The organism is Shinella sp. CPCC 101442 (assembly GCF_024704725.1).
Lineage (GTDB): Bacteria > Pseudomonadota > Alphaproteobacteria > Rhizobiales > Rhizobiaceae > Shinella.
In genome coordinates, this window is the sequence record NZ_JALIQS010000001.1 from 1,039,348 (window position 1) to 1,057,269 (window position 17,922).

General features: G+C 63.1%; 15 protein-coding genes. 5 read left to right on the plus strand and 10 right to left on the minus strand.

Features of this window, described 5'->3' with window-relative positions; all coding sequences use genetic code 11:
* From MUO32_RS04770 to MUO32_RS04790, 5 genes are all read right to left on the minus strand, one after another.
* Nucleotides 1-465, minus strand: coding sequence for a hypothetical protein (locus tag MUO32_RS04770; RefSeq protein WP_257947072.1), 465 nt, complete (start codon nucleotides 463-465; stop codon nucleotides 1-3).
* A gap of 75 nt (nucleotides 466-540) precedes the next feature.
* A complete protein-coding gene (locus MUO32_RS04775; protein ID WP_257947073.1) occupies nucleotides 541-2,295 on the minus strand; it encodes an alkaline phosphatase in 1,755 nt (584 codons plus the stop codon).
* An 85-nt stretch (nucleotides 2,296-2,380) separates the two neighbouring features.
* On the minus strand, nucleotides 2,381-3,040 hold the full coding sequence (locus MUO32_RS04780) for a class I SAM-dependent methyltransferase (protein WP_257947074.1): 660 nt from the start codon (nucleotides 3,038-3,040) through the stop codon (nucleotides 2,381-2,383).
* A 5-nt stretch (nucleotides 3,041-3,045) separates the two neighbouring features.
* Nucleotides 3,046-4,311, minus strand: coding sequence for a DUF3419 family protein (locus MUO32_RS04785; protein ID WP_257947075.1), 1,266 nt, complete (start codon nucleotides 4,309-4,311; stop codon nucleotides 3,046-3,048).
* Between the two features lie 342 nt (nucleotides 4,312-4,653).
* Complete coding sequence (locus MUO32_RS04790) at nucleotides 4,654-4,950, minus strand: antibiotic biosynthesis monooxygenase (protein ID WP_257947076.1); 297 nt, start codon at nucleotides 4,948-4,950, stop codon at nucleotides 4,654-4,656.
* 281 nt (nucleotides 4,951-5,231) lie between these two features.
* Between MUO32_RS04790 and MUO32_RS04795 the strand changes: the two genes are divergently transcribed.
* The 3 genes from MUO32_RS04795 to MUO32_RS04805 all read left to right on the plus strand — a co-directional run bounded on the left by MUO32_RS04795 (nucleotide 5,232) and on the right by MUO32_RS04805 (nucleotide 10,512).
* Entirely contained in the window at nucleotides 5,232-6,623 is a 1,392-nt protein-coding gene (locus MUO32_RS04795) for a sigma-54 dependent transcriptional regulator (protein ID WP_257947077.1), read from the plus strand.
* Complete coding sequence (locus tag MUO32_RS04800) at nucleotides 6,616-8,625, plus strand: cache domain-containing protein (RefSeq protein WP_257947078.1); 2,010 nt, start codon at nucleotides 6,616-6,618, stop codon at nucleotides 8,623-8,625. Before MUO32_RS04795 ends, MUO32_RS04800 begins: the two co-directional genes overlap by 8 nt.
* A gap of 234 nt (nucleotides 8,626-8,859) precedes the next feature.
* Nucleotides 8,860-10,512 carry an OFA family MFS transporter gene (locus MUO32_RS04805; RefSeq protein WP_257947079.1) on the plus strand — a complete coding sequence of 551 codons (1,653 nt, stop codon included), beginning with the start codon at nucleotides 8,860-8,862 and terminating at the stop codon, nucleotides 10,510-10,512.
* Nucleotides 10,513-10,588: 76 nt separating this feature from the next.
* On the opposite strand, the gene MUO32_RS04810 is transcribed toward MUO32_RS04805, so the two are convergent.
* From MUO32_RS04810 to MUO32_RS04830, 5 genes are all read right to left on the minus strand, one after another.
* Nucleotides 10,589-11,623, minus strand: a complete 1,035-nt coding sequence (locus MUO32_RS04810) for a glycine betaine/L-proline ABC transporter ATP-binding protein (protein WP_257947080.1) — start codon at nucleotides 11,621-11,623, stop codon at nucleotides 10,589-10,591.
* Nucleotides 11,616-12,503, minus strand: coding sequence for a proline/glycine betaine ABC transporter permease (locus MUO32_RS04815; protein ID WP_257947081.1), 888 nt, complete (start codon nucleotides 12,501-12,503; stop codon nucleotides 11,616-11,618). The genes MUO32_RS04810 and MUO32_RS04815 overlap by 8 nt, the downstream gene beginning before the upstream one ends.
* Before the next feature lie 109 nt (nucleotides 12,504-12,612).
* Complete coding sequence (locus MUO32_RS04820) at nucleotides 12,613-13,614, minus strand: ABC transporter substrate-binding protein (protein ID WP_257947082.1); 1,002 nt, start codon at nucleotides 13,612-13,614, stop codon at nucleotides 12,613-12,615.
* Between the two features lie 67 nt (nucleotides 13,615-13,681).
* A complete protein-coding gene (locus MUO32_RS04825; protein ID WP_257947083.1) occupies nucleotides 13,682-14,485 on the minus strand; it encodes a pyrroline-5-carboxylate reductase in 804 nt (267 codons plus the stop codon).
* Nucleotides 14,486-14,492: 7 nt separating this feature from the next.
* Complete coding sequence (locus MUO32_RS04830; RefSeq protein ID WP_257947084.1) at nucleotides 14,493-15,122, minus strand: TetR/AcrR family transcriptional regulator; 630 nt, start codon at nucleotides 15,120-15,122, stop codon at nucleotides 14,493-14,495.
* A gap of 146 nt (nucleotides 15,123-15,268) precedes the next feature.
* On the opposite strand from MUO32_RS04830, the gene MUO32_RS04835 reads away from it, so the two are divergent.
* Complete coding sequence (locus MUO32_RS04835; RefSeq protein ID WP_257947085.1) at nucleotides 15,269-17,305, plus strand: NADH:flavin oxidoreductase; 2,037 nt, start codon at nucleotides 15,269-15,271, stop codon at nucleotides 17,303-17,305.
* Nucleotides 17,305-17,901 carry a dimethylsulfonioproprionate lyase family protein gene (locus MUO32_RS04840; protein ID WP_374708598.1) on the plus strand — a complete coding sequence of 199 codons (597 nt, stop codon included), beginning with the start codon at nucleotides 17,305-17,307 and terminating at the stop codon, nucleotides 17,899-17,901. Before MUO32_RS04835 ends, MUO32_RS04840 begins: the two co-directional genes overlap by 1 nt.
* Nucleotides 17,902-17,922: the final 21 nt, after the last annotated feature.

The following is a 17,922-nucleotide window of genomic DNA, read 5'->3' on the forward strand; positions in this document are numbered from 1 at the left end:
TCAAACCGTATTGAAGGCCGCTTCGCGCAGGCGAAGCTGGCTGCGGAAGCCGGTGTCCGGGTCGGTCCAGGGGCCGTATTCCAACACGCCATGCGCCTCGATGGGGGCATTGTACTGCACGAAGGTCTGCTTTTCGGCGAGATAGACGACGAGGATATTGTCCGGCCAGTCCGCATCCGAAGAGCAGAACGGGCAGAGCGACATCGGAATTTCCGTCAGCACGAAGAAATTCGCCTCGGCCTTCAGCGGTGGAGCCATGAAGCCTTTGACGGTGACGTCCTGGCCGTTCAGCCGCTTCACCTTGTCGGAAAACTCCAGACCGAGCACGCCGAAGCTCTTGTAGAGTTCGCCGAAGCCCAGCTTTTCATCGGCGCGTGCGGGGCGGGCAAGCGAAAGAGCGGGCAGGGCCGCAAGCGCCACGAGCATCCGCCGCCGGGTGAGAAACGTGCGGGGGGCATCCGTCATGCCAGGGTTCCTTCTTCATTCACGCGATTGTGGACAGGCGGCGAAAGCCGCCTGTCCACCAAGGGCAAAAGCCTCTTAGTCCTTCGCGGTGCCGAGCGCGAAAGCATCGGCGAGGACGCGGTAGACATCGCTCTGTTCCATATAGCCACGGAAACCTTCCGAGCCGGGGCCGGCCGCCTGCAGCACGATATCGTCGACGGCATGCACGCCGCTGTCCTCGTCCTTCGGAATGTTGCCCTGCACGAAGACCGCGCCGGGAACATCCTTATAGGCTTCGTTGGCGATATATTCCTTCGCCTCGTTCTGCACGGCCGGAACGAACGGGCCGTCGAGCTTCGGACGGAAGGTTTCGTAGTGGTCCGGACCGTTGTTGGCGGCCATGAACAGGCGGCGCGAGACATCGACACGATCCGGGTAACCGTCGCCGTCCTTGTCCTCGTAGTTCGGGAAGCCGGCATTATCATAGGTGCCGACCTTCTCGCGCATTTCCGTGCCGGGCTTCTCGTCGTCGACCGTGCCGATGATGGCGACGCCATGCGTGTGGTCGCCGGTGACGACGATCAGTGTATCGGGGTTCTTGTCGGCGAATTCGCGGGCAACGGCGACGGCCTGGTCGAATTCGATGGTTTCGACGAGCGCGCGATCCCAGTCTAGCGGATGGCTCATCTTGTCGACCGAGGCGGCCTCGACCATCAGGAAGAAGCCTTCCGGGTTCTTGGAGAGCTTGTCGAGCGCAGCCTTGGTCATGTCGACGAGGCCCGGCTGGTTCGGGAACTTTTCGACCGTGCCCTTCTTGAGGAATTCGCGGTCGAGCGTCACGTCCATGTTGCCGGTGTGGAAGAGGCCGAGCAGCTTCTCCTGGTTCGAGCCTGCGGCAGCGGCCAGTTCCGTCTTGTCGGTTGCCAGCGCATAACCGGCATTCTTGAACTCGGCGATGTAGTCCTTGTCGTCCTTGCGCTTGGAGCCTGGAATGTCCTTGCCGAGGAAATAGGCCGAGCCGCCGCCGAACAGCACGTCCGGCTTAACGTCGAACATCATGCCAACGATCTCGGCCTTGTCGGCGCGCTTGCGCGTGTGGGAGACGAGGGCAGCCGGGGTGGCATCCTCAATCTCGGCGGTCGTCACGATGCCGACGGACTTCTTCGTGGTGCGGCGCAGCGCTTCGGCAATCGTCTCGACCTTCGGGTCGTCAAGGCTGTCGGGCGTACGGTCGGCATAGACGCCGAGCGCGTTGACGCGCGACTTGTGGCCGGTCATGTAGGCCGAAGCGGTGTTGGCGCTGTCGGTCGCGATCGAATGCGTGGAGGAGGTCCCGATGAAGGCGACAGGCGGGATGTCGTCCATGGCCAGGCGGCCGTTCGCCTTGCCCTCGGTCATGCCCTTGGACATGATGCGCGCGCCGGTGCGGTGAGCGACCGAGAGGCCGTCGGCGATCATGAAGATGATGTTCTTGGCCTTCGGTTCAGCGACGGTCTCGTAAACGTCCCAGGCAACAGACTTGGCTTCGCTGCCGGCGGAGACTTCGACCTTGTAGGCGCCGGCGGTGCCGATCGTCAGGCCGCGCAGGACAAGCGCCGAACCCAGCACCTTGTCTTCCTTGCCCTTTTCTTCGGCGACGAATTCGGCCTTCTTGCCGAAGATGGCTTCGTAGTCCTGACCGTTGACGGTCACTTTCACATCTTCGGGCTTCACGACGGCGTCGAACTCGACCTTGAAGTCGAAGGGAGAGCCGACGAGGATCGTCGCGCGATCGAGCGGATAGACGGTGGCGGCCTGGGCGGCGCCTGCGAGCATCGTGGCCGATGCCAGGGCGAGGAGAAGTTTACGCATGGGAGTGCCTCTCTTGAGCGGTGCGTTGCCCTCCTGCGATAAGAAGCCTCCGTGACAGGCGTATTACAAGAGGGATATTCTGCTGTCAGCCTTTGCGGATCGTCGCGAGCCACGAGAAGCCGCGGTGAAGGCGCCGTTCTTCGCTTATGCTGCCGTGGGTTGCCGCCAGCTGAGACGATATGTCGAAGAGGTCGGCGCGCGGGGTGACGTGGTGCCAGCCGAGCCACGTATCCACGGCATTCTTGCACCAGCGCGGCAGCTCCCGCATGTCGCCGAAATCGGCGATGTGCAGTTCACCGCCCGGCGAAAGGCGGGCGACGGCGGCCTCCATGACACGCTGCCATGGCGGGATCATCGAGACGGCATAGGAAATGAAGATACGGTCGTAGGTCGCCTGTCCGAACACGACCTGCGGGTCGAAGCCGGCGGCATCCGCGCGGGCAAGGCGGACACGGTCCTTCAGCCCTGCGCCTGAAATGGCCGCCCCGGCGGCGGCAAGCATTTCCTGGGAAATATCGATGCCGTGGAAGCGGGCTTGCGGATAGAGCTTCGCAGCCTGCACCAGATTACGCCCCGTCCCGCAGCCTATTTCCAGCACGCAGCCGCCGGGAGGAGGAGCAAGGCCCGCGAGCAATGGATCACGGCCGAGCAGATAATATTTGCGGGTCGCGTCATAGATGCCGAACCGCCGCTGCCAGCGGTAGATGCGGTCCATCAGCAGGGCGTGGTCGGATGCGGCGCTCATTCGGGTCAGCCCTTGAATTCGTAGAGATGGAAGCCGCCATAGATCGACGAGCGGTCCTGCTCATGCAGGGCGCGCGACTCTGCCTCGCGATAGATCCAACGGTCGAGGATGGTATTCGAGACGCGGCCGGGCAGCAGGCTTTCGGCCGGCGCGGTGCGAAAAATGACGCGGGCGCCGGGTGTGGCAGTGCGGGTGATCTCACCCCACAATGCATTGAGTTGGGTATCCGTCATCCAGTCCTGAGCATCGAGCAGGATGAAGCGATCGACCGTCTGCGGGGCCTTGGCGGCAAGGAACTCGGTCAGCGACGTATTGGTGATGGAGAGGCGCGACGCGCGGCTGCGAACGGCCTCGAAATTCCGGCGCAGGAGATAGGGCGGAAGCGGCGCGTGCTCGTCATTGCCATAACCGCGTCCGAAGGCCTGCCAGGCAAAGTAGTTCTCCGAGAGCGGAAAGCCGCAGGCGAGTTTTTCCACGCGGGCGCGCAGGATTTCCGCCATGCCGTTGCCGGCCCCCGACAGGGCCTCGTATTGCTGCGGGGGAATGCCGAGCCCGAACAGCGAGCTTTTGCGGCCCGTCGCCCAGCGGATCAGGCGTTTGTCGAACAGCGGCGACAGCGTCTCTTCGAAGAAGCGCCTCTGGTCCTCCATCGTGCGCGCCTGCAGCAGACCCCGCGGATCGGCGCCGTAGAGGCGGGCCATCGTATGGCCGAGACCAATGAACCCACCCAGGAGGCCATGGCGATAGAGCCGGCGATGGAAGATGGAAATGCGGCGGCGGCCGGTCAGCGTGCGCCCTTCCCAATAGTCGCGCGTCTCGTCGTCGAGATGCGGGCGCAGGTGCAGCCTGTAGGCCGCGAGGTTCTGCCGGTCGTCGCCCCTGCCGTAGAAGCGGTGAAAGGCCTCGTAGTCCGGCAGATGGTTGGCGGCGGCGAATTTCAGGCGGTTGAAGGCGACATGCGCCGGATTGAGATCGACGGCCTCGATGCGGGCCGGGTCGGCGATGAGGTAGGACAGCGCGTTGCAGCCGCCCGAGGCGATAGTGACGATCGTATTGCCCGGCTCGATTTGCAGCGCGGCCATATCGACGTCAGGGTCTTCCCAGATTTGCGCGTAGACGAGATTACGGAACAGCCGCGAGAAGACATATTCGGACATGCCGGAAACCGAAAGCAGCGGATTGCGGCGCACGGCCCGGTTCAGGCGCTTGCCGACCGCCTCCTTGCGCGCTGTGACGGGGGAGAGGGCGGGAGAAGCGGCCGTTTCGATCATCGGGCAGGGTTCCTGTGCTGGAATGTCCGTATCCATCGCGCCGCCACGAAAGCCGGCGGCACGTGCGCCCCATGCAAAGGACAGTCGCTGATCGCGCTTGTCACAATTGCCCGATGGCATGGGGGAGCGTTTCATCAGATTGTGATGACATCAGCATGACATAGGCAGGGGATGGAGACCCGCGCAGTGTAGGCAGCGCCAGCCGGCGAGCCCATGACCTCCACAGGTTCAGGCGACGATGTGCCGTCGGGCAATCGATGGGACAATGACGGAACCCTTGCCGGTGTGACGACCGACATCAGCCCCTTGCTGCGGGGGGAACGTGCGTTTCGGCCCGGGCGTTTATTTCAGCGCCAGAACGATCGGGCCAGCCACAGGATCCGTGACGCCAAGGCCATTGCCGAGGTCTTCGAGCGTATCGCGAAAACTGTCGAGCGTGGCGATCATTTGCGGCCGGCAGGATGCGAGCGCATCCATGCTTTCCCATTCGGCAACGATGCAATAGCGCGAATCGCCGGTCTTGATGATGCTGGCATGGCGCAAGCCCGCCCAGTCGGCGGCAACATTGCGATGGGCATCGAGAAAGGCCTTCTCCATGCCGGGTTTGATTTTGAAACGCACGATATTGAATGCCATCATGGCTGCCTCCAGCGCGCAAAATGGTGACGATGCCTGCTATGTCCGGCTTTGACGGGCGGCAGGGCCAAGCCTCTGCCACGAGCATTTTTCTGCGTTGCTACTTTATCGCGCCCAAAGAGTAAGGGGAAGCTAAAATAACGAATGGTCGGCGACAACACGCGTATCGCGATGCCTTTTTAGGAGGTCAAACGCGGCACGGCGCGTCTCCGGCCGCCTTGTGCTTGCGGAGGTGGCTTCTTATGGTGCGCGTCTGTTTGATCAACACCGGGGGAGGAGACCAGGTGCCGACTGAAGCCGTCCGGGCGCTCCGCGACACGACCGCCGATCCGGAATTCGGCCCCTGGCTGGCGCAGGCCTCCATTCTCGTCGTCGACGATGAGCCGGGCATGCGCAATTTCCTGATGCGCACGCTGGGGCCGCGCTGCCAGCGGCTGGAACTTGCGGCCAACACGGATGAGGCCTCGCAGAAGCTCGACCAGCACCATTTCGACGTCGTCATCCTCGACAACATCATGCCGAGAAAGAACGGCGTGGAATGGCTTGCCGAGCAACGCGCGATCGGCTTTTTCGCCGATGCCATCCTGATGACGGCCTATGCCGATCTCGAAACGGCGATCCAGGCGCTCCGGGCCGGCGCTGTCGATTTCATCCTGAAGCCGTTCCGCTCGAACCAGCTGCTGAATGCCGTCGCGCGCTGTCTCGACCGTAGCCGCCTCCAGCGCGAAAACTACGTGCTGCGGTACGAGCTGAAGGCGACGTCGGACCATATTCTGCTGCGCGACCGGTTGATCGGGGAATCGGCCGCCATTGCCGGCGTGCGCGAAACGATCGCGCGGGTTGCGCCGCTTCCCACATCCGTATTGCTGACGGGCCAGTCGGGCACGGGCAAGGAAGTGGCCGCGCGCTCGTTGCATACGCTTTCCGACCGGGCGGCAAAACCCTTCGTTCCCGTCAACTGTGGGGCGATCCCGCCGGATATGATCGAAAGCGAGCTTTTCGGCCACCTCAAAGGCGCTTTCACGGGCGCCGAGCGGGCGCGTGAAGGATTGTTCCTGCATGCGCAGGGCGGCACCTTGTTCCTCGACGAGATCAGCGAAATGCCGCCAGCGACGCAGAGCAAGCTGCTTCGTGTGCTGGAGGACCGCAAGGTGCGGCCGGTCGGCTCCGAGCGCGAGGTGCCGGTCGATCTCCGCTTCATCTTCGCCACCAATGCGGAACTGGAAAAGGAGGTCCAGGCCGGACGATTCCGCGCCGACCTCTTCTTCCGCATCAATGTGATGCAGATCCATCTGCCGCCGCTGAAGGAGCGGGATGGCGACTCTCTGGAGCTTGCCACCCTCTTCATGAAGAAACTGTCGGCGCAGCTCGGCATGCCCGCCGTGCCGATCGATGCGGCGGCGCGGCGCGCGCTTGCCGCCTATGACTGGCCGGGCAACGTGCGGGAGCTGCGCAATCTCATCGAGCGCACGCTGATCCTTGGCCGCTTCCCGGGTGGATTCGGATCCGCCATGTCTGCGCCGGCTACCGGGGACGGCGGGTCGCTGGCAGATGTCGAGCGTCGGCATATCCTGTCGGTGCTGGCCGCCTGCAACGGACAGCGCGACGAGGCGGCGCGCCAGCTCGGCATCTCGCGGAAGACCATCGACCGAAAACTGGCCGCCTGGGATGGCTGATACCGGACGCAGCATTCGGCCGGTGCGCTCCGTGCGCTACCGGTTGCTGGCCATCGCGCTTCTGCCCATGCTGGTCATCCTGCCGCTGCTGCTCGGCGTCACCGTCTATCGCTGGAACGAGAAGTTCGATGCGACACTGATTTCCAAGGTCAACGGCGACCTCACCATAGCACATCAGTATCTCGCCCATATCCTCGACAATACCGGCGAGCATGTCACAGCCCTTGGCGGCTCCGCGCGGTTCCGGGATGTCGCCGACGATGACGACGCACTGCGGGCCTTCCTTGCTGAAGCGCGCGCGCGGCTGGAACTCGATTTCCTCTACGTGATCGACCCGGATGGAAAGCTTGTAACCTCGGTCACCGCACAGACTGCGGCGTCGCTGCGCACGGACTGGCCGGTCATACGTGATGCGCTTGCGGGAAAGCCGGCCACGGGGATCGATATCTTCGACAATGCCGATCTCCAGGACCTCTCGCCGGATCTGGCGTCCCGCGCGCGCCTGCCGCTCGTCTCCACGCCCAATGCCGTGCCGACCGAGCGAACGGAGGAAACGCGCGGCATGGTTGTCCAAAGCGCCAGCCCCGTGACGCTCGGCGACGGGCGCAAGGCCGTGCTCGTCGGCGGTATCCTGCTCAACCAGAACCTCGTCTTCATCGATACGATCAACGACCTCGTCTATCGAGAGGCGAGCCTGCCCGAGGGTAGCCAGGGCACGGCGACGCTCTTTCTCGACGATGTGCGCATCAGCACCAATGTACGCCTGTTCGAGGGACGCCGCGCGCTTGGCACGCGTGTTTCCTCGGCCGTGCGTTCTGCGGTGCTCGGGGAGGGGCGCACCTGGCTCGACAGCGCATTCGTCGTGAACGATTGGTACATTTCCGCCTACGAGCCGATCACCGACAGCCACGGCAAGCATGTCGGCATGCTCTATGTCGGCTTTCTGGAGGCGCCCTTCACCGCAGCGAAACACCAGACAGTACTCACCATCATCGTCGCTTTCCTCGCGATAACGGCAGCGAGCGTACCGATCTTCCTGCGCTGGGCGCGCGGTATCTTCGAGCCACTGGAACGTGTCGATACCACCATCGCCAAAGTCGAAAGCGGCGATCTGGGCGCGCGTACCGGTCCCGTCGACAGTCAGGACGAGATCGGCCGCGTCGCTGTGCATCTCGATGATCTGCTCGACCAGCTCGAGCGGAGCGACCAACAGTTGCGGCGATGGAACGAGGAACTGAACGTGCGGGTCGACGAGCGCACCCGCGAGCTCCAGCTCGCCAACCGGCAGCTCGAGGCCACGACGAAGCAATTGATCATGTCCGAAAAACTCGCCGCCATCGGCGAGATCACGGCCGGCGTCGCGCATGAGATCAACAACCCCATCGCCGTCATGCAGGGCAATCTGGAAGTCGTTCGCTCCGTGGTCGGCGATCGGGCGGAGCTGGCGAAGGTGGAGTTCCAATTGCTCGATGAGCAGATCCAGCGCATCAGCCAGATCGTGACGAAGCTCCTGCAATTCGCAAAGCCCGAAGAATTCGCCGGCTTTGTCGACCGGCACGCACCCGGCACGGCGGTGGCCGATTGCCTGCCGCTCGTCCAGCACCTTCTCACGAAGGCGGCAATCGACGTGCAACTCGCCAATACGGCAGCGCGGTTGGTTCTGATGAACCGGACAGAGCTTCAGCAGGTCATCGTCAATCTCGTTGTGAACGCCATTCATGCCATGCCTGACGGTGGCCGGCTCAGCATCGAGACACGCGACGGCGATCGCGGAGGGCGGCCGGGCGTGGAGATCGTCATCAGCGACACGGGCGTGGGCATGGACCCGGATGTCGCGGCAAAGGTGTTCGACCCTTTTTTCACCACCAAACGACAGGAAGGCACTGGCCTCGGCCTTTCCATCAGCCAGACCCTGGTGACCCGGCAGGGCGGGGCCATCTCCGCGACCAGTCAAATCGGCGAAGGCGCCACCTTCACGGTGTGGCTGCCCGAGGCGGAATGACCGGACAGTTTGTCCGACCGGCTGGACAGTTTGTCCGCTTTCCTTCTCCCATCTCCGCTAAGTCACTGATTTAAATAATCATACTCTTTGGCACGTGCCTTGCAAGGCTTCAGGCCGGGAGGTTCGGCGGCTGCCGTCCGCATGGAGGTGCGGGTGGTTTTCGGCCGGAGGACATCGTCCATCTCCCGCTTGATTACATCTGCGCATCGGAGGGGTGCGCTGCGGAGGAGACCCATGACTGTATCGACCGAGACCTATGCCGGCACCTATTCCGGCAGCATCCTCGACCGGGAGCGCATCATCGCGAAACCCGGCTTCAACCGCTGGCTCGTTCCGCCAGCAGCGCTTGCCATCCATCTCTGTATCGGCATGGCCTACGGCTTCAGCGTATTCTGGCTGCCGTTGTCGAAGGCGATTGCGGGAACACCGGATCCCGCCTGCGCCGACCTTAATCTTCTTTCCGCGCTCTTCACGACGAGCTGCAACTGGCGCGTCGCCGATCTCGGGTGGATCTATACGCTCTTCTTTGTGCTGCTTGGCTGTTCCGCAGCCATCTGGGGCGGTTGGCTGGAGCGTGTCGGCCCACGCAAGGCGGGCTTCGTTTCGGCCTGCTGCTGGTGCGGCGGCATCGTCGTCGCGGCACTTGGCGTCATGAGCCATCAGCTCTGGCTGATGTGGCTCGGTGCCGGGGTCATCGGCGGCGTCGGTCTCGGCCTCGGTTACATCTCTCCGGTTTCAACCCTGATCAAATGGTTTCCCGATCGGCGCGGCATGGCGACCGGCATGGCGATCATGGGTTTTGGCGGCGGAGCGATGATCGGCGCGCCGCTTGCAAATCTCCTCATGAATGCCTTCAAGACGGACACGACGGCCGGCGTCTGGCAGACCTTCCTCGTCATGGCGGCGATCTATTTCTGCTTCATGATGGGCGGCGCTTTCGGCTACCGTATTCCGCCAGCCGGCTGGCGCCCGGAAGGCTGGACGCCGCCGGTGTCGAAATCGACCATGATCACCACGCGGCACGTTCATCTGCGCGATGCGCACAAGACCATGCAGTTCTGGTTGATCTGGCTGGTCCTCTGCCTCAATGTCTCCGCCGGCATCGGGGTCATTGGCATGGCATCGCCGATGCTGCAGGAAATCTTCGGCGGCCGTCTCATCGGCCAGCCGGATCTGGGCTTCAGTCAGCTCGATACGGAGCAGAAGATGGCCATCGCCGCGATCGCCGCCGGCTTCACCGGCCTGCTGTCGCTGTTCAACATTGGCGGACGGTTCTTCTGGGCTTCGCTCTCCGACAAGATCGGCCGCAAGAACACCTACTACACGTTCTTCATCCTCGGTATCGTACTGTATGCCCTCGCACCGACCCTGGCCGATATGGGCAGCAAGGCCCTGTTCGTGCTGGCCTTCGGCATCATCCTATCGATGTATGGCGGCGGCTTCGCGACCATCCCGGCCTATCTCGCCGACATCTTCGGCACGCAGTTCGTGGGCGCGATCCACGGCCGCCTGCTGACGGCCTGGGCCACCGCCGGTATCGTCGGGCCCGTCGTGGTGAACTATATCCGCGAGGCGCAGATCGCCGCCGGCGTCGAGCCCGGCCCGGCGCTTTACACCGGCACGATGTACATCCTCGCCGGCATGCTGGCGCTCGGCTTCATCGCCAATCTTCTGGTGCGGCCGCTCTCCGAGAAATGGTTCATGTCGGACGAGGAGGTGGCGTCTCTACAAGCCAAGACCGCCGCAGCCAGTGCCGGGCCAACAGGTTCCTTCGGCATCGGCACGGGCGGGCTGGATGCTCGGGCCGCACTCGCCTGGACTGTCGTCGGCATCCCGCTCGTCTGGGGAATCTGGGTGACGCTGAAGAACACTGCCGCCTTGTTCTAGCGCCAGCAATATCGAGAATGGCGTACCGAGAATTGATGATGACCGCCCTTCTGTGGGCGGTCATCATGTTTGGGCGCTAGTGGACATTGACCATTGCGCCGGCGAGTTGCCGGACGGTGACGATACCAAGGGTTTCGCCGGTGGGGGAGACGACGACGCCCTCGTCGGAGACGTCGCGCGCGAGCATGCGCAGAGTGTCTTCGACGGTGGTGCCGGCGGCGACGGTCGGCCTGCCCGAGGGGGACGACATGCTCGGCGTCATGACGGCCTCGACATGCACGACGCGTCCGCGGTTCACTTCCTTGACGAAGTTGGCGACGTAGTCGTCGGCCGGGCGCATCACGATATCCTGGCTGGTGCCCTGCTGGATGACCTCGCCATCGCGCAGGATGGCGATCTGGTCGCCGAGGCGAAGGGCCTCGTCGAGATCGTGGGTGATGAAGACGATGGTTTTGCGGATTTCCTTTTGCAGGTCGAGCAGCACGGTCTGCATGTCCGTGCGGATCAGGGGATCCAGCGCCGAATAGGCCTCGTCCATCAGGAGAACCGGCGCATCGTTGGCCAGCGCCCGGGCGAGGCCGACGCGTTGCTGCATGCCGCCGGAGAGCTGGTTGGGGTATTTCTCCTCGAACCCCTTGAGACCAACACGCTCCAGCCAGCGCATGGCGGTGTCGAGGCTCTTTGGACGCGCGATACCCTGGATCTCGAGGCCGAAGATCGTGTTGTCGAGCACCGTGCGGTGGGGCAGCAGCGCGAACTTCTGGAACACCATCGCCGTCTGGTGGCGACGGAACTCCCTCAGGTCGGCTTCCGGCAGCTTCACCACGTCGACGCCGTCGACGAGGACTTCGCCGGCCGTCGGATCGATCAGCCGGTTGATGTGGCGGATCAGCGTCGACTTGCCGGAGCCGGACAGGCCCATGATGACCTGGATGGATCCCGAAGGCATTTCGATGTTGATGTCGCGAAGGCCGAGCACATGACCATGCCTGGCGTTGAGCTCCGCCTTGGTAAGGCCGTTCTTGACGGCCGCGATATGGGAGCCCGCATTGGGTCCGAAGATCTTGTAGAGATTGCGGATCTTGATGCCGCCGAAGACATGGTCAGCCATGGACGATCTCCCGGTGCTTCTGGAGGCGCTTGCCATAGGCCTGGCTGACGCGGTCGAACATGATGGCGATGCCGACGATGGCGAGGCCGTTGAACATGCCGAGCGTGAAATACTGGTTGGCGATGGCCTTCAGCACCGGCTGGCCGAGACCCTGCACGCCGATCATGGAGGCGATGACCACCATGGCGAGCGCCATCATGATGGTCTGGTTGATGCCGGCCATGATGGTGGGAAGCGCAAGCGGCAGCTGAACCTTGAAGAGCTTCTGCCTGTTGTCGGCGCCGAACGCGTCGGCTGCTTCCAGCACATCCTTGTCGACGAGGCGGATGCCGAGGTCGGTCAGACGGATCATCGGTGGAATGGCATAGACGACGACCGCGATGAGGCCCGGAACCTTGCCGATGCCGAGCAGCATGACGACGGGGATCAGGTAGACGAAGCTTGGCATGGTCTGCATGACGTCGAGGATCGGATTGATCACCCGTTGCACGCGGTCGGAGCGCGCCATGACGATACCGATCGGGATGCCGATGGCGATCGACAGCACCGTGCAGACGAAGATCATCGAGATCGTCCGCATCGTATCTTCCCACATATCGAAATAGCCGATGAGCATGAGGGTGGCGAGACAGCCGGCGACAATGCGAAGGCTGCGGGTCGCCGCATAGGCGATGGCGAGGATAAGCAGCGTGATGATGGGCCAGGGCGTCTTGAGCATGAAGCGCTCGGACGCGATGAGGAAGTGCTGCAGGGGTGTGAAGAAGCCCTCGATGATCTCGCCATAGCTGCGCGTGAAGCCGCGAAAACCGTCGTCGATGGCCTTCTTGAGATCGCGCAGCGCGCCGTCGTCCATATGCGGAAATTTGTAAAACCAGTCCATTCGGTTCCCCTGATCAAAGAGCCGATCCAAGTCTTCTTGTCGTTCTGTCGGCGGGTTTGGTGCGATGCGCGCGAGGTCGCGGCATCGCACCTGTAACGGCAAGGCTCGGTTAGAGCGCAGCCTCGATCTTGGCAGCGGCGTCAGCCGAAACCCATGTCTTCCAGATGTCCTTGTTTTCTTCGAGGAAGTGCTTTGCGCCATCCTCGCCGCTTGCCTGGTTGTCCGTCATCCAGGCCATCAGCTTGGCGATGGTCGCGTTGCTCCAGGAACGTTTGTTGAGATACTCCATCACCTCCGGGCCTGCCTTCTCGGAGAAGGGCTTGGCGACCAGGGTCACGATCGTGTCGACCGGCCAAGCGCTCGGCTTGGGATCGGCGCAATCGGCAACCGTCACGCAACGCTTCCATTCCGCCTCGTCATAGGGAACGCCGGCCTGGAGCTGGACCATTTCGTATTTGCCGAGAAGCGCCGTCGGCGCCCAGTAGTAGCCGACCCAGCCTTCCTTGCGCTCGTAGGCCTTGGCAATCGAGCCGTCGAGGCCGGCGGCCGAGCCGGTGTCGACCAGGGACCAGCCGGCCTTTTCGGCCTCGAAGGCCTTGTAGAGCTGTGCCGTCACCACGGTGCCGCCCCAGCCCTGCGGGCCGTTGTAGATCGCGCCCTTGCTCGGGTCTTCCGGATCCTTGATGAGATCGGGATGTTTCAGGAGGTCGGGAATGGTCTTGATGTCAGGGTGGGCTTCCGCGAAATATTTCGGAATCCACCAGCCCTGGATGCCACCATCGGGGAGTGGCGAGCCGACCTGCACAATGCGGCCTTCCTCGGTGCCTTTCTTGACGACGTCGGGGAGCAGGTCGATCCAGGCCTCGGGCGCGATATCCGGTTCACCCTTCTCGGCCATGGAGGTGATCGTCGGCACGGTGTCGCCGATGGTGATTTCGGCGCTGCAACCGTAACCCTCATTGAGAATGATCTTGTCGAGGTTGGAGATCACCTCGGCGCTCTGCCAGTTCATGCTGGCGATGGTGACGCTGCCGCAGTCGGCGGCTTGGGCCATCGCAGAGCCGGCGATGGTTCCCAGGAAGAGGCATGTCGATGCAAGCAAGCTTTTCATTATCGTTTCCCTCTATATGCGGCTTGTTTTGTCGAGCGGGATGCCGCGAAAATCCGCCCTTACGGCATCAGGAGCTTTCCCCCATGCTGACCGATTTCTCGAAGGCTGCCTTAAGGCCTCGCGCGACGGCGATGTCAAAACCCGCCGTCCTCATTTCCTCGATCGCGGCCGCCGTCGTGCCGCGATAATCCAGGAAGGTCCGGACTGTTTCGGTGGGACAGTCGTCCCGCTGCTCCAGCATCCTGCCAGTGCCGACAAGCACCGCATTCACCGCCCGCCGGGCGATCTGCCGGTCCAGTCCATGCGCGATCGCATCCGCCATCATGGCTTCTGCAAGCAGTGCCGGAAACGCCGGGCCGGACCCGGTGAGGCCGGTCAGATAATCGATCTCCGCCTCCGTACGGACCTCGTCCTGCACACCGCAGGCGTCGAAGATCGCGCGAACGACCGCCCGGTCCGTGTCGTCGATATCGCCGGTGGCAATCCAGGGCGTATAGGACTTGCGCACCTCAGCGGCGGCGTTCGGCAGTGTGCGGACGGCGCGGCGGGTCTGGTGATGCGCGCAGAGCGCGGCGAGGCGGATGCCGGCCATCACGGAGATGACGAGCTTACCCTCGACAGCGACATCCAGATCGGGCCAGTCGGCCGGGCGGACGCAGAGAACGATGGCGTCCGAGCGGTCGGCAAGCGCCTGATTGTCCCGCGTCCAGAGAGCGCCGGGGAAACGGTCGGGCTGCTGGTTGCGGTACGAGAGCACAAGATCCTGAGGCGAGGCGATGCCGGCATCCAGCAGGGCCGCGGCGATCGCTCCGCCGAGCCAGCCGGCCCCGCCGACAATGCCAATCCTCAACCCCTTGCCTGCTGCTTCCAACGTGTCGTCACTCCGGTTTGTAGCCATGCCGTGCAAAGAAACGGTCGAGCTCCCGCTGCTGGGGAACCTTTCCGGTATAGATCGCGATATATTCCGGGATGCGCTTCATGCGGAGCGCGAGATCCTCTTCGGACTGCATCGAGATGTATCCGATCTGGACCAGGTAGGTCGTTCTGGCGCGAACGTCCGCCGGGCCCTCGTCATAGCCGAACCGCATGAACATGCGGCTGATCGCTTCCATTCTCGTCCGGTCGGCTGCATGCACTTCCGCCTGAATTTCCGGCGATTGCAGGGCCCAGCTGCGCACAGCGAACTCGAACTGAGAATCGAACACATCCTTGTTCAGCCAGCAGTCGAAGACGTTCAGCATCGCTTCGGCGACAGTTTCCGCATAGGCCTCGGACTGCCGCACGAGGTTGCCCGTGTTCTTGTCTCTCCAGCGCGCGATCAGCACGCTCAGCAGTTCCTCCCGATCCTTGAAGAACCAGTAGAAGCTGGTTCGTGAAAGATTGAGTCGCTTGGCAAGCGGCAGGATCTTCACCGATTCCACGCCGGATTCGAGCAGAGCCTCGTAGGCAGCCTCCAGCCATCCCTCCTGGGAGCCGCGCCAGCCGCTGTCACTCGTCGCCTGTTCCATGATGTCCTCCTAACAAATCCGCCTTGCCCTCGCAAGCGAAATGTACACCTATGTCGATATTCCGGACTATACTGTTTTTGATCATTGACACATATGTACACCCTGCTTACCGTGGCGTGGAAATCCCATAAACCGGAGCCCGGCGCATGTCGAACGATCCCCTGCTGCAGCCCTATCAGCTGAAGCATCTGACCCTCCGCAACCGCATCATCGTCACCTCGCACGAGCCGGCCTACCCGGAGGACGGCATGCCGAAGGGTCGCTATCGCGCCTATACGGTCGAGCGGGCGAGAGGCGGCGTGGCGATGACCATGACGGCGGGTTCCGCCGCCGTCTCCAAGGACAGCCCACCGGTCTTCAACAACCTGCTCGCCTACAAGGACGAGATCGTTCCGTGGATCCGGGAAATGACGGATGCCGTGCACGAAGAGGGCGCGGCGATCATGATCCAGCTCACCCATCTCGGCCGGCGCACGCGCTGGGACAAGGGCGACTGGCTGCCCGTCGTCGCCCCGTCGCATCATCGCGAAGCCGCACACCGGGCCTTCCCGAAAAAGCTCGAGGATTGGGATATCGAGCGCATCATCAAGGATTTCGCCGATGCGGCCGAACGCATGAAGGCTGGCGGCATGGACGGTGTCGAGCTGGAGGCCTATGGCCATCTCATCGACCAGTTCACCTCGCCGCTCACCAACGAGCTGGACGGCCCCTATGGCGGCTCGCTCGACAACCGTATGCGCTTCTGTTTCGACGTGTTCAGGGCGATGCGAAAACGGGTCGGCGACGACTTCATTCTCGGCGTGCGCTACACGGCCGACGAATGTCTTCCCGGCGGGACCGGAAAGGCCGAGGGCCTGGAAATCTCCCGTCGTCTCAAGGAAAGCGGTCTCATCGACTATCTCAACGTCATCCGCGGCCACATCGATACGGATCCGGGTCTGACGGACGTCATTCCGATCCAGGGCATGGCCAGCGCGCCGCATCTTGATTTCGCGGGCGACGTGCGTGCCGCGACCAAATTCCCGACTTTCCATGCGGCGAAAATCCAGGATGTCGCGACCGCGCGTCACGCCATCGCCGCCGGCAAGGTCGACATGATCGGCATGACGCGCGCCCACATGACCGATCCGCACATCCTGCGCAAGATCATCGAAAAGCGCGAGGACGATATCCGCCCCTGCGTCGGCGCCAACTACTGTCTCGACCGTATCTACCAGGGCGGTCTTGCCTTCTGTATCCACAATGCGGCGACCGGCCGTGAAGAGACGATGCCGCACAGTATTCCGAAGGCGGATGTGCGCCGGAAGATCGTGATCGTCGGCGCCGGTCCAGCCGGCCTGGAGGCGGCTCGGGTCTCTGCCGAGCGCGGCCATGAGGTCGTTGTCTTCGAGGCGGCGAACAATCCCGGCGGCCAGATCCGCCTGACGGCGCAGAGCGAGCGCCGGCGCGAAATGATCAGCATCATCGAGTGGCGCATGAGCCAGTGCGAAAAACGCGGTGTGACCTTCCATTTCAACACCTGGGCGGATGCCGGCACGATCAGCGCGGAAAACCCCGATGTCGTGATCATCGCCACGGGCGGCCTGCCGCATACGGATGTGCTCACCAAGGGGAACGACCTGGTCGTCTCGTCCTGGGACATTATTTCGGGCGACGTTAAGCCGGGCACCAACGTGCTCATCTATGACGATGCCGGCGACCATGCCGGCCTGCAGGCCGCCGAGTTCATCGCCAAGGCGGGCGGCAAGGTCGAGATCATGACGCCGGATCGGTCTTTCGCGCCGGAAGTCATGGCCATGAACCTCGTGCCCTATATGCGCTCGCTGCAGAAGCTCGATACGACCTTTACCGTCACCTACAAGCTGGAAGCGGCGGAAAAGAGCGGCAACCAGCTTATCGCCCATGTCGGCAGCGACTACGGCGGCGTCTCCAGGCAGCGGACGGTCGATCAGATCGTCGTCAACCACGGCACTATCCCGCTGGACGATCTCTATTTCGAGCTGAAGCCTTTCTCGAAGAACCTTGGCGAAGTCTCCTACGACGAACTGCTGTCCGGCGCGCCGCAGACCGTCGAGCGCAATCCGGATGGCGCGTACCAGCTCTTCCGTATCGGCGACGCGGTAGCCGCACGCAACACGCATGCGGCCATCTACGACGCGCTGCGTCTCGCGAAGGATCTCTGATCATGGCGCGCGATGCGGCTCTTCAGGGGTTTCTGGATGCGGCAATCGCCGCGTTCGGCCGGGTTTCGCCCGGCCAGGAGGCGCGTCGCTCGGTTGACCGTATTACGATCCTGCTCGACGCGCCGCAGCCGGCGCGGCGGGATATCGGCAAGCGTCTGCCGGTTTGCGATCATCTTGAGGAGGCGCTGTCGAATGGCGCAAACGAGCCGGCGCTCGCCGTGCTGCTCTACCGCTTCCGGGCAATCGAGCCACGGCTGGAATGGACGGTGCGCTCGAACAACGACGGATCGGCGAGCGAGAATTTTGCCGCGGGACATGCCAATGCGCTGATCGTCGGTCCGGGCGGGCTCGAGGATCGTCGAGACGTCTGGTTTGGCGCCTCGCTGCTTGCCCCGCATGTGCGCTACCCCGACCACGATCATCCGCCCGAAGAGACCTACCTCGTTCTCTCCGAAGGTGAATTCATGCATGGCGATTCCGGCTGGTTTTCGCCCGGTATCGGCGGCTCGTTCTACAACACGCCCGGCATCCGCCATGCCATGCGCTCCGTCGACAAACCGCTCTTCGCCTTCTGGGCTCTGCTGCCCGAACATTGAGGAAAGTGCGCCGTCCTCATC

Bases quoted from the DNA above. Each gene is read 5' to 3' on its own strand.
- MUO32_RS04810 (WP_257947080.1), bottom strand. From the start codon at position 11,623: ATGGCTGACCATGTCTTCGGCGGCATCAAGATCCGCAATCTCTACAAG.
- MUO32_RS04800 (WP_257947078.1), top strand. From the start codon at position 6,616: ATGGCTGATACCGGACGCAGCATTCGGCCGGTGCGCTCCGTGCGCTAC.
- MUO32_RS04785 (WP_257947075.1), bottom strand. From the start codon at position 4,311: ATGATCGAAACGGCCGCTTCTCCCGCCCTCTCCCCCGTCACAGCGCGC.
- MUO32_RS04780 (WP_257947074.1), bottom strand. From the start codon at position 3,040: ATGAGCGCCGCATCCGACCACGCCCTGCTGATGGACCGCATCTACCGC.
- MUO32_RS04830 (WP_257947084.1), bottom strand. From the start codon at position 15,122: ATGGAACAGGCGACGAGTGACAGCGGCTGGCGCGGCTCCCAGGAGGGA.
- MUO32_RS04790 (WP_257947076.1), bottom strand. From the start codon at position 4,950: ATGATGGCATTCAATATCGTGCGTTTCAAAATCAAACCCGGCATGGAG.
- MUO32_RS04815 (WP_257947081.1), bottom strand. From the start codon at position 12,503: ATGGACTGGTTTTACAAATTTCCGCATATGGACGACGGCGCGCTGCGC.
- MUO32_RS04805 (WP_257947079.1), top strand. From the start codon at position 8,860: ATGACTGTATCGACCGAGACCTATGCCGGCACCTATTCCGGCAGCATC.
- MUO32_RS04820 (WP_257947082.1), bottom strand. From the start codon at position 13,614: ATGAAAAGCTTGCTTGCATCGACATGCCTCTTCCTGGGAACCATCGCC.
- MUO32_RS04835 (WP_257947085.1), top strand. From the start codon at position 15,269: ATGTCGAACGATCCCCTGCTGCAGCCCTATCAGCTGAAGCATCTGACC.
- MUO32_RS04775 (WP_257947073.1), bottom strand. From the start codon at position 2,295: ATGCGTAAACTTCTCCTCGCCCTGGCATCGGCCACGATGCTCGCAGGC.
- MUO32_RS04770 (WP_257947072.1), bottom strand. From the start codon at position 465: ATGACGGATGCCCCCCGCACGTTTCTCACCCGGCGGCGGATGCTCGTG.